The organism is Desulfatibacillum aliphaticivorans DSM 15576 (assembly GCF_000429905.1).
Taxonomy (GTDB): domain Bacteria; phylum Desulfobacterota; class Desulfobacteria; order Desulfobacterales; family Desulfatibacillaceae; genus Desulfatibacillum; species Desulfatibacillum aliphaticivorans.
In genome coordinates this window covers 29993-44036 of record NZ_AUCT01000030.1, presented here as the reverse complement: position 1 = coordinate 44036, position 14044 = coordinate 29993, and the positions used below count along the sequence as shown (strand labels likewise).

At 55.5% G+C, this 14044-nt stretch carries 9 protein-coding genes; 3 read left to right on the top strand and 6 right to left on the bottom strand.

The features are described 5' to 3' along the window. The first annotated feature begins 231 nt into the window (after window positions 1–231). Genes kaiC through G491_RS34465 form a run of 3 tightly spaced genes read left to right on the top strand, consistent with a single transcriptional unit; the run spans window position 232 to window position 6281 of the window. Entirely contained in the window at window positions 232–1692 is a 1461-nt protein-coding gene (gene kaiC / locus G491_RS0122230; protein ID WP_028316130.1) for a circadian clock protein KaiC, read from the top strand. After that, complete coding sequence (locus G491_RS0122225) at window positions 1679–2011, top strand: circadian clock KaiB family protein (RefSeq protein WP_028316129.1); 333 nt, start codon at window positions 1679–1681, stop codon at window positions 2009–2011. Before kaiC ends, G491_RS0122225 begins: the two co-directional genes overlap by 14 nt. Continuing rightward, the gene (locus G491_RS34465) at window positions 1983–6281 is read left to right on the top strand and encodes a PAS domain S-box protein (protein ID WP_051327457.1); all 4299 of its coding nucleotides are present in this window, start codon (window positions 1983–1985) and stop codon (window positions 6279–6281) included. Before G491_RS0122225 ends, G491_RS34465 begins: the two co-directional genes overlap by 29 nt. 36 nt (window positions 6282–6317) lie before the next feature. Here the strand turns inward: G491_RS34465 and G491_RS0122215 are convergent, their stop codons facing one another. The 6 genes from G491_RS0122215 to G491_RS0122190 form a co-directional block, all read right to left on the bottom strand. Further along, window positions 6318–7433, bottom strand: a complete 1116-nt coding sequence (locus G491_RS0122215) for a DUF362 domain-containing protein (RefSeq protein ID WP_028316128.1) — start codon at window positions 7431–7433, stop codon at window positions 6318–6320. A gap of 37 nt (window positions 7434–7470) precedes the next feature. Next, window positions 7471–8142 carry a transglutaminase-like domain-containing protein gene (locus G491_RS0122210; RefSeq protein ID WP_012610994.1) on the bottom strand — a complete coding sequence of 224 codons (672 nt, stop codon included), beginning with the start codon at window positions 8140–8142 and terminating at the stop codon, window positions 7471–7473. 419 nt (window positions 8143–8561) lie between these two features. Then, window positions 8562–9500 (bottom strand): sodium:calcium antiporter, encoded by a 939-nt coding sequence (locus tag G491_RS0122205; RefSeq protein ID WP_084511641.1) that lies wholly within the window; start codon window positions 9498–9500, stop codon window positions 8562–8564. Between the two features lie 496 nt (window positions 9501–9996). After that, window positions 9997–11568 (bottom strand): ATP-binding cassette domain-containing protein, encoded by a 1572-nt coding sequence (locus G491_RS32025; protein ID WP_169829499.1) that lies wholly within the window; start codon window positions 11566–11568, stop codon window positions 9997–9999. Next, window positions 11565–11966, bottom strand: coding sequence for an HD domain-containing protein (locus G491_RS0122195; protein ID WP_028316126.1), 402 nt, complete (start codon window positions 11964–11966; stop codon window positions 11565–11567). Before G491_RS0122195 ends, G491_RS32025 begins: the two co-directional genes overlap by 4 nt. Before the next feature lie 1256 nt (window positions 11967–13222). Beyond that, a complete protein-coding gene (locus G491_RS0122190) occupies window positions 13223–14014 on the bottom strand; it encodes a thioesterase family protein (RefSeq protein WP_028316125.1) in 792 nt (263 codons plus the stop codon). Between the last annotated feature and the right edge of the window lie 30 nt (window positions 14015–14044).

Genomic DNA, 14044 nt, shown 5'->3' with positions numbered 1-14044 from the left:
AGAGCGCTGACAGCCGCCTTTTATTTTGGGGATGGAGCATTATTTTTGTATTATATCAATAGATTAATGTGTCTCCTTCAGGCGATGCGTCAGACGGAAGGGACGGCGATGAATCCAGGATGCATCCTGTTTTCATCCTGCCGCTGTTGATTTCACCCACTGTGCTTGCGGCCCAGGAAGAATGATCCCTCTCTATTCCGCAAGATCGGAATAAAGGAAGTGATGATGCCCATGGAATCTAACGAATTGCAGGGCCCTGCCTCCGCCTGTACGGGGAAGGCGCCCAAGGAAGCTACCGGAATCAAGGGGTTTGACGAAGTTCTCATGGGGGGCGTCCCCAAGGGGGCCATGACGTTGCTTGTGGGAGGGCCGGGTACGGGAAAGACCATGTTCGGCCTGGAGTTTCTCGTCAGGGGCGCAGTGAACGGGGGCCCCGGAATTCTACTGACCTTTGAGGAGCGGAAGGACGCCCTGCGACGCTACGCGAGCTCTTTTGGGTGGGACGTCAAGGCCCTGGAGGAGCAAGGGCGCCTCAGTCTTATAAGCGCGCGCATTAAACCGGACGCTGTGTTTAGCGGAGACTTCGATCTGCAGGGCTTGCTGGGCATCCTGGAGAATAAAATCGCAGAGATGAAAGCTGAGAATATTGTCATTGACGCACCGGACGTCCTGTTGAGGCTCCTTGGAGACGAGGCCAGGGAGCGGGGGGAGTTCCATTTGCTTCATGAGTGGATTCTGGATTCCGGACTGACCGCCATGGTGACGGTCAAGGCGAACGCCGGCGCCCGGACCTTTCGGCATCATGAGTTTTTGGAATATATGGCTGACTGCGTCGTGCACCTGGACCAAAGGGTTTCGGAACAGGTGGTCACAAGGCGCTTGCGCGTGGTGAAATATCGGGGTTCCTCCTATGGAAGGAACGAATATCCTTTTGGGATTACCGGCAGAGGTTTGTGGATCATCCCCGTAACCCAGGCCGATTTACAGCACCGGGCGTTTGGAGAGTCCATCACTTCAGGGGTTAAAGACCTGGACGCCCTGATTTCCGGGGGATATCGCCGTAATTCCTGCACGTTGATCACCGGCGCCAGCGGGACCGGCAAAACCACCTTTGCCTGTTCCTATTGCAGAGCCATAACATCCTTGCATGAAAAGGTTTTATACCTGGATTTTGAGGAGTCCTGGGACGCGCTGGCAAGCTGCATGCTCAGCCCCGGCCTGGACATGAACGCGGCTCTGGACACCGGCCATCTAAAGTTCATTTCCTCCATGCCGGAGTCCCAGGGGATAGAAGAACACCTGATCCAGGCTTTCAAGGCCATCGAGGATTTCCAGCCCCGGCATTTGATCCTGGACGCCATTTCGGCCTGCCGCCGGATGGGCTCCAAGCATTCCGCCTTTGATTATCTTCTCAGGCTGGTCACCCATTGCAAGAAGCAGGGAATAACGGTCCTGCTTACGAACCTGTCCTCGCCGTCCCCCAGGGAGGGAGAGATAACCGGCCTGGATCTTTCATCCATTATTGACACGGTGATTTTGCTGCGCAATGTGGAAACGGACCGGGGATACGAAAGAAAACTCGTTATACTGAAATCACGCGGCCGCAGCCATTCCAACATGATTCATGACTTCAGGATTACCAGCCATGGTGTGAAGGTAATTGAAAGGGAGGCCTCAGATGACGGCTCATGACCAGAATTGCGGCTCCGGCCTGCCGGATTGCCGGGCCGTGCTTTACATTGCCGGAGACGCCCCCAACTCCCGTATCGCTTTGCAAAACATCAAAATGATCCAGGAAAATATATCACAATGGAATTTGAAAGTAGCCATCGTGGATGTTGTTGCAACCCCTGAAGTCGCCCTGGAAAAAGGAATATATCTTACGCCCGCCCTGGAGATCGAGGCTCACGGCATGGAATCCCTGGTTTACGGCAACTTGAGCGATAAGGAAAAAATCCTAGCCCTGTTTGGAGAGAAGCACGATGACGTTCAAGACGCCGCCGTCCTATGAGGAACTGCAAAAGAGGCTAAAACGCGCTGAGGACGCCCTGCAGGCCGTTCGGGACGGTCAGGTGGACGCCATTGTGGGGAATAATCACACCCTGGTGGTGCGTCTGGCGGAGGCGGAGGCCCGGGAAGCGCACATCAAGAATGTTTTGCTGACCATTCGCAGCGTGAACAAACTTTTGGTTTCCGAGGAGACTCCCCTGAGCCTGATAGAAAAGGCCTGCATTCAACTCACGGCCGGTCCAAGCTACCAGAACGCCTGGATCGCCCTGGCGGACTCCCAAACCCATCAGGTCACGGCCGTTAAATCCGGCCGGGCCAGCGGCGGCTTTTTGCAGCTGGAGCGGCAACTGATGCAGGGTGCATATCCCCGCTGTGTGCGGCAATCTTTCCTGGCTGATGAGGTGACGGTGGTCCGGGACGCCCGGCGGGATTGTCCCGAGTGTCCGCTGACGCGGGAGTACGGGGGATGGGCGGTCTTTACTTGCCGTTTGGGGTACAAGGATCGCATCCACGGCGTGTTGTCCGTCTCCGTTCCAGAGGAACTGGCCGGCAATCAGGAGGAGCAAGTCCTGTTCAGGGAGCTTGCCAATGACATAGGGTTCGCCCTGGACAAAATGGCGGCCCAACAACAGGCTGAAAAACGAATAGCCCTGTTGGGGCGCATGCTGGACCTGGCTCCGGCCTCCATAACCATCCATGACTTCAAGGGCCGGTTTCATTATGGAAACCAAGCCACATACACCTTGCACGGCTACGCTGACGAGGAAGAGTTTTTGAACACGGATTTGCATAACCTGGACGCTCCGGAGACCCGGGCCATGCTGCCGGAGCGTTACCGGAAAATCCGGGAGAAGGGGGAAGCGCGCTTTGAAGTCCTTCACCACCGAAAGGACGGATCCACTTTTCCCCTGGAGGTGCTGGCAAGATTCATTGAGTGGGACGGCAAGCCCGCCATTTTAAGCGTCGCCGCCGACATTACGGAACGCAAGAAAGCCGAAGAGGCCCTGCGGGAGAGTGAAAGCAGGGTGCGGACCAAGCTGAACGCCCTCCTTGATCCGGAAGGCGATATTGGGCGTTTGAATCTCGCCGACGTTTTGGACGTTGATCAAATACAATCCCTGATGGACGATTTTCACGCATTGACGGACATCGGAGTGGGCATTATCGACCTGGAGGGAAATGTCCTTGTCGGGACAGGCTGGCAGGATGTCTGCACCAAATTCCACCGGGTTCATCCCGAAACCGCCTTAAATTGCCGTGAAAGCGACACGCTTCTCGCATCCACCGTGGAGCCGGGAACCTTCAAATTGTATAAATGCAAGAACAACATGTGGGATATGGCGACCCCGATTGTCATTGGCGGGAGACACGCCGGCAACCTCTTCCTCGGTCAGTTTTTCTTTGAGGATGAAACGCCCGACGTCGCGGCCTTCCGGGAACAGGCCCGCCGTTATGGATTCGACGAGGAGGCATATCTTAAGGCCTATCTATCCGTCCCTCGCTGGTCGCGTAAAACGGTGGATCAGGTGATGACCTTTTACTGCAATCTCATCAATCTTATCTCCCGCATGTCCTACGCCCATATCAAACTGGCGCGGACCAGCGAGGCCTTGCGTCAAAGCGAGCAGTTGTTCCGTTCTTTCGTGGAGAATGCCAACGACATTGTATACGCCCTTTCCGCCGAAGGCCGGTTTACCTATGTTTCCCCAAATTGGCTGGAGTTCCTGGGCGAACCGGCGGAACGAGCCGTGGGAAAGTCCTTTGAGCCTTATGTCCACCCTGAGGACGTCCACCTGTGCCGCGCCTTCCTGGAAAAAACGGTGATGAACGGCGGCAAACAAGGCGGTCTGGAATATCGGGTCCGGCATCACGACGGGTCCTGGCGGTGGCACATGTCCAAGGGGTCCCCCAACAGGGATGAGTCCGGGAAAGTCACGGGTTATGTCGGCATTGCCCGCGATGTGACCGAAGCAAAGCAAGCCGAAGAAGCGCTGAAAGCCAGCGAAATGCGTTTCAAGGAGATGCTGCGGAATGTGACCTCGGTGGCTGTCCAGGGGTACGCCCTGGACGGCGCGGTAAGCTATTGGAACCATGCCGCGGAAACCTTTTACGGCTACACCGAGGAAGAGGCCCTTGGCCAAAACCTGATAGACTTGATCATTCCTCCCGCCATGCGCGAAGCCGTGCAAACGGAGATGCGCCAAATGGCCGAAACCGGAGAGGCGATCCCGCCGTCCGAGCTGGAATTGATGCGCAAGGACGGTTCGCCCATCCAGGTCTATTCATCCCACGCCTTGGTCCGCCTGCCGGGGCGCGAGCCCGAGTTATTCTGCATTGATATTGATCTCACCGAACATAAACTGGCCGAAAAAAAGCTGCGGGAAGAACGGGAGCAACTGCTCGCCATATTCAACAGCATTGACGAGGTAATCTACATCTCCGACCCGGCAACCCATGAGTTGTTGTATGTCAACAGCTATTTCCAGCGAATGCTGCCGCCCGATTGCCTCGGCGCAAAATGTTACAAAATCATACAAAACCTGGATTCGCCATGCCCTTTCTGCACCAACGATATTATATTGAAGCAAAAACCCGCTTCCCATCACTGGGAATTCCATAACAAGCATGTTGACCGGCATTACGCGATAGCGGATCGCATCATCAGTTGGCCGGATGGCAGGGACGTCCGCTTTGAAATTGCCATAGACATCACCAAACGCAAGCATTTGGAACGGCGCAATCAGGTCCTGGCTAATATTATCAAACGCAGTCAGGATTTCATTGGCGTGGCGGATACGGACCAGGCGGCTTACTTCGTGAATCCAGCCGGGCAGGCGATGGTGGGGCTGGATGGGGAAGAGGCGGTCGCGCAGACCAGGATCGAAGATTACTTCCTGCCTGATGACTTGCCGTACCTCCGGAACACCATTCTTCCCGCCGTTATGCGGGATGGACGATGGGCGGGGGAGTTTCGCTTTCGCCATTTCAAAACGGGTGAAGCGATTCCCGTTCTTTACGACCTTTTCCATACCGAAGACATTGCCACCGGCGACATGACCGACTTGGCAACCATTACGCGCAATATTACCGAGCGCAAGCAGGCCGAGGCCGAGCGGGAACAACTCCATGCCCAATTGACGCAAGCGCAAAAAATGGAGTCCGTGGGCAGGTTGGCGGGCGGAGTGGCTCATGATTTCAACAACATGTTGAATGTGATCATCGGATACTCGGAGCTGGCTTTGGACGGCATGCCCCCTGCCCATCCCTTTTATGAAAGCTTCAGGGAAATCCTGGACGCCGCCATGAGATCCTCGGAAGTCACCCGGCAGTTGCTGGCTTTTGCGCGAAAACAAACCATCGCCCCCAGGGTTTTGGATCTGAATGAAACCTTGGAAGGCATGCTGAAAATGCTGCGCAGGCTGATTGGGGAGGACATCCGGATGATCTGGAAACCCGGGAGCGAGACATGGTTTGTGCGCATGGACCCGTCCCAATTGGATCAGTTGCTCGCCAACCTGTGCGTCAACGCCAGGGACGCTATTTCCAGCGGCGGGGAAATATGCATAAGCGTCCATAATGAAATAGTTTCACCAGAGGCCTGCATTCCCACCCCGGATCTCAAACCCGGCGATTATGTGCTTTTGAGCGTGAAAGATAACGGCTGCGGCATGGACCGGGAAACCATGGCCAATATTTTCGAACCCTTTTTCACGACCAAGAAGCCGGACCGGGGGACCGGTCTGGGACTGTCCACCATATACGGCATCGTCAAACAAAATGATGGCGCCGTTTTGGTGGAAAGCGAGCCGGGGAAAGGCGCCTTGTTTAAAATCTATCTGCCCAGGCATGGCTCGCCGGAGACTGCGTCAGAGGCTTTGCAGGCGGCTGAACCCCTTGAGGGAAAAGGGGAAACCGTACTGCTGGTTGAGGATGAAAAAGCCATCATTTCCATGGCTAAAAGCATGTTGGAAAGATCCGGTTACCGCGTGCTGACTGCTTCCTCTCCCCAGAAGGCCCTTAATCTGGTTGACGAGTTCCAGGACGGCATCCAATTGCTCATTACGGATGTCATCATGCCCGGCATGAACGGCAAGGATTTGGCCGAGGAGCTCAAATCCCGCCACCCGTCCCTGAAAGTCTTGTTTATGTCCGGGTACACGGCCGACCTTATCGCCCGGCACGGCGTCCTGGAGAAGGATGTGCACTTTCTGGAAAAACCGTTTTCCCAAAACAAGCTGGCCGAACAGGTCAGAAAAGCCTTGGAAAGCTAAACGATCCAAGTCCTGAGCCCTCCCAAACAGGCCCGCCTATCGGGAGGAGCCCCTGATGAAGTTCAGGGTGCGGCCCTTGAGGACGATGGCGTCTTCCGGGCACATTTCCTGGCAGCAATAGCAATTGATGCAGACGTTCTTGTCCGCCTTGGGATAGGATTTTTTCGCCATGGTCATGGCTTTGGTAGGGCAGTGCTTGACGCACAGGCCGCACTGCTTGCATTTGTCTTCCTGGATTTGGGGCAGGCAGTTGATCCACTTGGATAAAAACCGGTTCAAGACCATGCCCATGACGCCCGGGACAAAGGTCACGGGCATTTTAAAATCGGGGATGGGGACGATTTCCGTGTTCAGGGAGATTTGATCCAGGTCGATGGCGCCCAGGCCCTTTTCCGCGGCGATGTCCAGGTGCAGGATGGATCTGGGATTTCCCCCAATCATGGTTACGGCAACGGCGTCCAGGCTCACGGCGTTGTTACTGGCCAGGATTTTTCCCACGTTCCGCAGGCTTCCGTGGTGGGGGCCGGCGCCTTCCATGGCGACCACGGCGTCCATGATGGTCAAGTCCGGCGGCCGGACCGAAAAAATATCCACCAGGGCCTGGGAAAAGCGCTTGGGCGTCACCGCCTGGGAATGGACCCGCATTTTATCCCCGCCCACCACGTAGCCGAAGGTGTTCTTCACCGCGCCGGTGTAAAAGGTCAGGCCGTGGGTTTTGAGCTTGGGCAGGTTGATCACCAGATCAGCGGTGAGCACCTCGTTGGAGATCATGACGCAGGGGACGTCCTGGGACGGCAGGCTGGTTTTGACCGGGCTCTGGCCCAGGTGCACAAAGGCGTCGCCCACGGCGTCTGAAATCCGGGCGGTTTCCGCGGCTTTTTCCGACCTGCCGTAGCCGAACACGCCGGGGTTGTCGCCCACCATCACCTTGGCGCCTTGGGCCTTGAGCTTGTCCACCACCGCCTTCACCAGCATGGGATGGGTGGTCACGCCTTTTTCCGGCGGCTCTCCGGCCAGGATGTTGGGCTTGACCAGAACGGTCTTCCCGTCCAAATCCAGGGGGAATTCCCGGAACACGGCCTCCACCGCATCCTTTAGGGATTCCTCGTCGTAGGCCGCATCCAAAATCATCACCCGGTTTTTTGCGATCATTTTCTCCCCCCCTTCATTTTTAGCGGACCGAAAATTATCAGGCGCCGGGATTTTCCTTAGCCACGTCCGCGTCAAAGTCCTCGTCCACGTTGGCGAAGGCGTCTTCTCCGTACAGGCCCTGAAAGGTCTTGATCATCTCGGCCAGGGGAACGTCGTCGTATTCGCCCCGGAAGTTGATGTAATCCATGTGCTTGTTCCCGTCCAAATCAAAGGGATGGTAAATGGAGTCGTTCTCCCCGTCAAACTCCAGGGTTCTCAGGCGGAATTTTTCGCATAACTCCACGTTGAACGCAGGCGTGGCTTTCACCCATTTTCCGTTCAGATAAATGGTGTTGTACCCGTGCCAGTGAAACACGTTGGTCTGCATTTGCTCGCGCATGCGTTTGGTGGAAAGATGATTTTGTACGTCCGCGTAACCCACCCGGGCCGGAATGCCCATGACCCGGCAGCAGGCGGCCAGCAGGGCGGCTTTGGGTACGCACCAGGCCTCGCCCACCTCCAGGGTGGTGGAGGCTTTCAAGCCTTCCACGGTCAGGACGAATTTGTAGGGATTGTACCGGATGCCGTCCCGGACGGCGTAATACAGGCTGATTGCCTGGTCCACGGGGTTTTCGGATTTCCCCGCGTTTTCCCGGGCGAAAGCGATGACGGATTCATGATCGGAATTGATGATGGGCGTGGGCTGCAAGTGTTCTTTTTGCGGATTCATTAAACTCCCCCCGTTGAAATTGAGGTTTGCACAACGTGAACAATGGCGGAACATTAATCTTTCGGGCTTTTTGAAGGCTATACAACTGTGTAAAGGAATACCGCCTTTTTTGAAGTTCGTCCACTAATTATTCATTTTTTTAGTGGAACATAAAAAAGTGAGTCGTCGGGTGAACCTGCCTTGAGGTCTATGGCTGACATCATGATATTAGGAGATGCAATGAAATCGGATTTCAAAAAAAGTATTATTGCAGAACCACCCGACCTACATGGAAAAGCACATTATATTAGGTGGATATGTAGGTTGGATGGTTCTGCGCAAGACATTTTTTTTAGAGATGGGTTGCGTGAACTTGTGCAGGCCGTTTGGACGCCCCAAAAGGGCGTGCGCAGGTTCATCCAACATTGTCAAACCGGCGTTCAGGTTCCGGCGATCACCCGGATGGTGGTGTACACGAGGTAAATGCCTAACAGACCGCCGCCCCAGATGCGAGGGCTCAGCCTGGTCCAGTTGATTAGGGCGTAAAACAGCACCGAGCATGCGGCGACCAGGCAGTAGTCCATGAGGATGCCGGAATCCGTGGTCAGGCCGTTGCCGTAAACGATCAGGGTTCCGCCGATCACCAGGAATATATTGAAGATATTGCTGCCCAGCAGATTGCCGACGGCGATGGCGTTTTCGCCCCTGCGGGCGGCGATGATGCTGGCCATGATGTCCGGGATGGAGGTGCCGACAGCCACGATGGTGAATCCGATGATAGCGTCGGAAATGCCCAGGGTTCCGGCTATGGAGACGGCGGCCCTTAAGACCAGTTCCCCGCCCAGATAAAGCAGGGCGGCTCCGAGAATTAAAAGAAATATCCCGGATCCCAGGCGCTTGGGTTCGTTGCTTTCCACGTCGGCGCTGTTAATGGTGGATTTTTTGGAGTAAAGATAGGCGCCGATGAGGCAGAGCAGGGGAACGGCCGCGAATAAGGGCAGGGAATGATCCGGCGTGAAAAAGAAAAACAGAAGCATCAAAATAGGGCCGATGCAAAAATAAATCAGGTCCGCCCGGAAAACCTCCCGGGAAACGGCCAGCCTGCTGAACAGCCCGCACAAGCCAAAGCCCACGCACAGGTTCGCCAAATTGCTGCCCGAAATATTGGAAAGGGAAAACGCCGTGTATCCGCGCGAGGCGGCCAGAAGGTTGACCATCAGCTCAGGGGAGCTGGTGCTGAAAGCCACCACGGTAAGCCCTAAAAACGCCTTGGCCAAGTTCAGGGCGTTCCCGATTCTAATCGCTCCGGTTACGGTCCACTGAGCCCCAAAATATAGACAAACGAATCCTAAAGATACCTTCAAGATGTCAAATAACACTGTCGATCACACCCCTGCCGGATTCCGCCTGGTTGTCCGGCCCGCTTGCAACGGGTCTATTTGTCGGAAAATCTTTTAAGGTAATCACCCGCCCGGCATTGGACGGCCGCCCTATTTTTGAATGGCAATCTGCCAGATGCAAAGGCAAATAGCAATAAAAATCCAAGTCAGGCCCATATGACGGTCGAGAGGAATATTGATATTCAGTTTATCCTATGAGGTTGAAAATTGCCTGAAATTCAGGAGACAGGGAAGTCGATGAACTAAGTTTGTTAAGAAGCAGATGAGTCATGGTCCCTTCCCCCCTGGAGGGGGAAGGACAGGATGGGGGGAGTAGTGGCGCGGTCCCCGCGCCGTAGTTGCGAGGTTTCCTCGCCGAAGGAACGTCACCCCCACCCCAGCCCTCCCCCGTCAAGGGGGAGGGAGTTTTTTCGGCGCCCGCCTATCAGAAAATGTGGAGGTAATGGGTTCAAATCGACGTTTGGCGTTTGAGCGCTTATGCGCGCCTGCCGCACTCCACAACCCGGCCTTTTTCCAACCGCAGCACATGGGTGATGGACTTGGGCATTTCGTCCACATGGTGGGAGATGAAAATCATGCTCATGGAGGATTGGGCGCACAATTCATCCAGAATGCGGATGATCCGGGCGCGATGCCTGGCGTCCAGCCCCTGGCAGGGCTCGTCCAGGGCCAGCAGGGCCGGATTTTTCACCAAAGCCCTGGCCAGCAGGGTCAAACGCCGTTCCCCCGTGGACACCGCCAAAAAGGAACGATCCGCCAAATGTTCCAGGTCGAATCCCTCCAGCCACTGGCGGGCGGTTTGCTCCTGTTCGGGGCTGCATGCGTGGTACAGGCCCACGGTGTCGAAAAATCCCGAGCAGACCGCCTGAAGACAGGTGACGCCCGGGCCGTGGTAAATCTGCGATTCCGGAGACACGCATCCGATGCGCCGCTTGATCTCCCAAATGCTTTCGCCCGATCCCCGTTTTACGTCAAACAGGCTGATGTCATTGGCGTAGGCCTGGGGATTGTCCGCCAGAACCAGGCTCAGCAAGGTGCTTTTGCCGGCGCCGTTATGCCCCAGCAGCGCCCAACGCTCCCCCGGCTTCATGACCCAGTCCACCTGATCCAGCACCTTTTCCCCGCCGTAGGATATGGTAACCTTTTTCATGGCCGCCAGGGTTTTAAACCCGGCTGCCGGATTTTCCTTTGGGGCCGGAAACTTGAATTCCGGCTGGGGCGAAGAGGCTATGGATAAGGCGCCGGCGGCGGCCGGCATTTTTTCCTTGGGCCCCTGAAAAACCTCCCGGCTGTCCTCCACGCAAAGAACATGGCCGCTGCAGTCCATGATTTCGTCCTCCCGGGAAGTCAGCATCACAAAGGGCAAAGTTCCGGCCCGGGCCATGCCATTGAGGGCTTGGGCCAGAGCGTCGCGGGAGGCTGCGTCAAGGCCGGTGAAAGGATCGTCCAGGATCAATAATTTGGGATGTTTGAGCAAAGCCCGGGCGATCAGGACTTTGCGTGCCTCTCCGTTGGATATATGGATAAGCCGCCTTGGCAGCAGATATTCAATTTTGAAAAGCGCCAGGGCCTGTTCCCAGGCGTCCCGGGGAATATCAGGCGCGGGTTCGCCCGTTTCCCGCATTTGAAACCGATTGGCCCGCGCCTTGCCCCTGAGGTAATCCTCCACCGTGGGCGCGTCCTGTTCAAAGCTCTGCCACCGGGCCTGATGGTAGGAGGCGTACCGGCGCATGAGGCCTTTTTGATCGTCCTGGGAAATGCTTACGATTTCGTTGGGCCTGAGATAGGTGCGCGGCTTGGCGTCCGGGCCGTCAAAATAAAACAGGATGCGCCCCCGGACAAGCGGGATGCTTCGGAACAAGGCCTTGGCCAAAAAGGACTTGCCCGAGCCGTTGGGGCCGAAAACCGTCCAGTTTTGACCGGCTTCCAGGGTCCAGTTGAGGCCGTCAAACAAGGTTTTGCCGTTGGCTTGCAGGCTGACGTCTTCAAAAACGACCAGCGAAGCGGGGGAGTTGTCGGCTTTGGAATTCATGGGACGATGATTCAATCCCCTTCCATCCTGTTGACGATGAGGTCCGCTTCCTTCAGGATTTTCAACTCCACGTAATCGTAACGGGACCGGGAATGATGATTGCCGATAATCTCGCAAACCTTTTGGGTTTTATCCGCGGGGAAGTCAATGCGTCCAAGCAGTTCTTTTGCCGCGGGCGGGCCGAAATCCTCCTGAGTCTTGCCGTTGTTGTAACCCAGTTTGGCCTCTGAGGGCTTGATGCCCACGTCGTGCAGCAGGGCCGAGGCGATGACGATTTCTTCGTCCGCGTCTTCGTACTTTCCCATAGCTTTTTCCGCGTATTTCAGCACTTCCAGGGCGTGATTGATCCTGCGAAAGTCTTCCTCGAAAAAATCCGTGAGCAGCTTGGCTATTTTTCCTTTGCAATAATCCATGGGCGAACCTCTTCCCGCTTTTGTGAGTTTTGCCTCCCCCTCTTTGTCCAATGGCTTTACGGCAAAGCGCTTAAAAATACAACCCCTTGCTCGCAGCGAAAAAAATGGAGAGAGCCGTCCGAGGACGGCTGACTTAACTGCTTAGACAGGCTCTCCGCAGCAAATAGTATCGCCTAAAAAGCAGTGGGCGGCTCAGGCAGTGTCGTTTACTGCCTGAGTGCAAAGCACAGAAGGCGTGAGGAAGCGATTACAGAAACCAGTGCCTTTCCTGAATTGCTGTCGGCCGATAAAGCAGGGATTACTGCAAAGTCAACCGCCCGCCTGCCACGCCCGATTTCGACTATCTTTCCAGGCCGCGCCTTTTGCGCTGACGCGCCCAGGCAAAAAAAGCCTTGCCTGGGCCACCCTGGTTGGGGGGCGCACAGGTTGTTATGGAGTGATGACGGTTGTGACGCCGCATTTGGCTTTTTATCTAATGAAGAGTGTTGGTCACCAAAACAAATAGTTGCAGCCCAAAAGGTTTCGGGTGGCTCAGGCAGTGTAGTTTACTGCCTGAGTGCAAAGCACAGAAGGCGTGAGGAAGCGATTACAGAAACCAATATTTTTCCTGAACCAGTGTCGCCTGAATAGGCCGGTTTCATGTATATCCGATCGCCCGCCGACCATGCCAGGCCTTGATTATTTTCTCTGGTCGCGCCTTTTGCGCTTACGCGCCCAGGCAAAAAAAGCCTTGCCTGGGCCGCCCTGGTTGGGGGGCGCCCAGGTTGTTATGGTGTGAAGACGGTTGTGACGCCCCAATATTTGGCCTTTTATCCAATGAAGATAGTTGGTCACCAAAAATGATGATTGCGGCCTAAAAAGTTCCGGGTGGCTCAGGCAGTGCAGTTTACTGCCTGAGTGCGCAGCACAAAAGGCTTGAGGAAATGCTTATGGAAACCTTCGTTTTTTTTTAACCGGCAATGCCGAAAGAGGCTGGGATTCCTGAAAAACCAACCGCCCGCCGACCATACCAGAATCCGATTATCCCCACGGGTCGCGCCTTTTGCGCTTACGCGCCCAGGCAAAAAAAAGATTTGCCTGGGCCACCCTGGTTGGGGGGCGCACAGGTTGTTATGGAATGATGACGGCTTTGAAGTTGTGTTTGATTTTTTTTCTGAGGAAGAGTGTTGGTCACCAAAACAGATGGTTGAAGCCCGAAACGGATAGTTCGGGGCAGCCCAGGGAAGGCATGCACCTGGGCTGCCCACAATAAATTCCTATTTGGCGCGTTTGAATTGGGCCACTTGGCGGGAGACGGCGATGAGGGTACCGTTTTCGTCCCAAAGCTCTCCGTCTTCCTGCAAAAAGCCCCGGCTCATGAAGTCGGTGCGAAACCGGCATTTCAGCCATGGGGTGGCGGGAATCTCGTACACGTTCACGGAAAGCTCCACCGTGGGCACCCATCCGGCCATGCCTTTGGTCGCCATGATGGGAGGAGGAAATGAGTCCGCCATAAGCAGCACGGACAGATGGTCAAAAGGCCGGTCCTCCTTGAATTTGATCCAGCCTTTTATCTCTGAGACGTCCGACAGATTGCCCGACATCCAGCCCGCTGAATCCGGGTCCAGGTATTCGTCCATGTTGTCAAACAAGGTGAAGTTGGGCATGACCGGGACCTGGACGCATTGCTCCACGGGCGCCAGTTCGGGCGCCTGCTTTTCGCACCGGTCTTCGCTCCGGTCCATGTTGGAGGGCCGGAAGGTTCCCATGGCGCGAATGCATTCCCGGCCGTCCTGGATCAACCGGGTTTGATACCTGTCCAGGTTCAGGGACGATGCGAAGTTCTCCACAACAAGATCCGCAGGTCCGGGTTTTAGTTTGGAAAGATAGGTGGCGGTCACCACCAGGATGTTTTCGTTTTTGCTTTGCTGGAGCATGGCGTTGGTCAGCAGGGCCATCAGGTATCCGCCGTTGGGAATGCCCATGATGGACCAGTTGTCCGTCACCTTGGCTGCATATGTGGAACCCTCTTTGGGGGAGACTGCAATATCTTCGTCAAATCGGTGCATAATAATTTTTCCGCCTTTCTATATTCTTTG

Coding starts and splice junctions, on each gene's coding strand:
- kaiC (WP_028316130.1), top strand. CDS start 232: ATGGAATCTAACGAATTGCAGGGCCCTGCCTCCGCCTGTACGGGGAAG.
- G491_RS0122225 (WP_028316129.1), top strand. CDS start 1,679: ATGACGGCTCATGACCAGAATTGCGGCTCCGGCCTGCCGGATTGCCGG.
- G491_RS34465 (WP_051327457.1), top strand. CDS start 1,983: ATGACGTTCAAGACGCCGCCGTCCTATGAGGAACTGCAAAAGAGGCTA.
- G491_RS0122215 (WP_028316128.1), bottom strand. CDS start 7,433: ATGATCGCAAAAAACCGGGTGATGATTTTGGATGCGGCCTACGACGAG.
- G491_RS0122210 (WP_012610994.1), bottom strand. CDS start 8,142: ATGAATCCGCAAAAAGAACACTTGCAGCCCACGCCCATCATCAATTCC.
- G491_RS0122195 (WP_028316126.1), bottom strand. CDS start 11,966: ATGGATTATTGCAAAGGAAAAATAGCCAAGCTGCTCACGGATTTTTTC.
- G491_RS0122190 (WP_028316125.1), bottom strand. CDS start 14,014: ATGCACCGATTTGACGAAGATATTGCAGTCTCCCCCAAAGAGGGTTCC.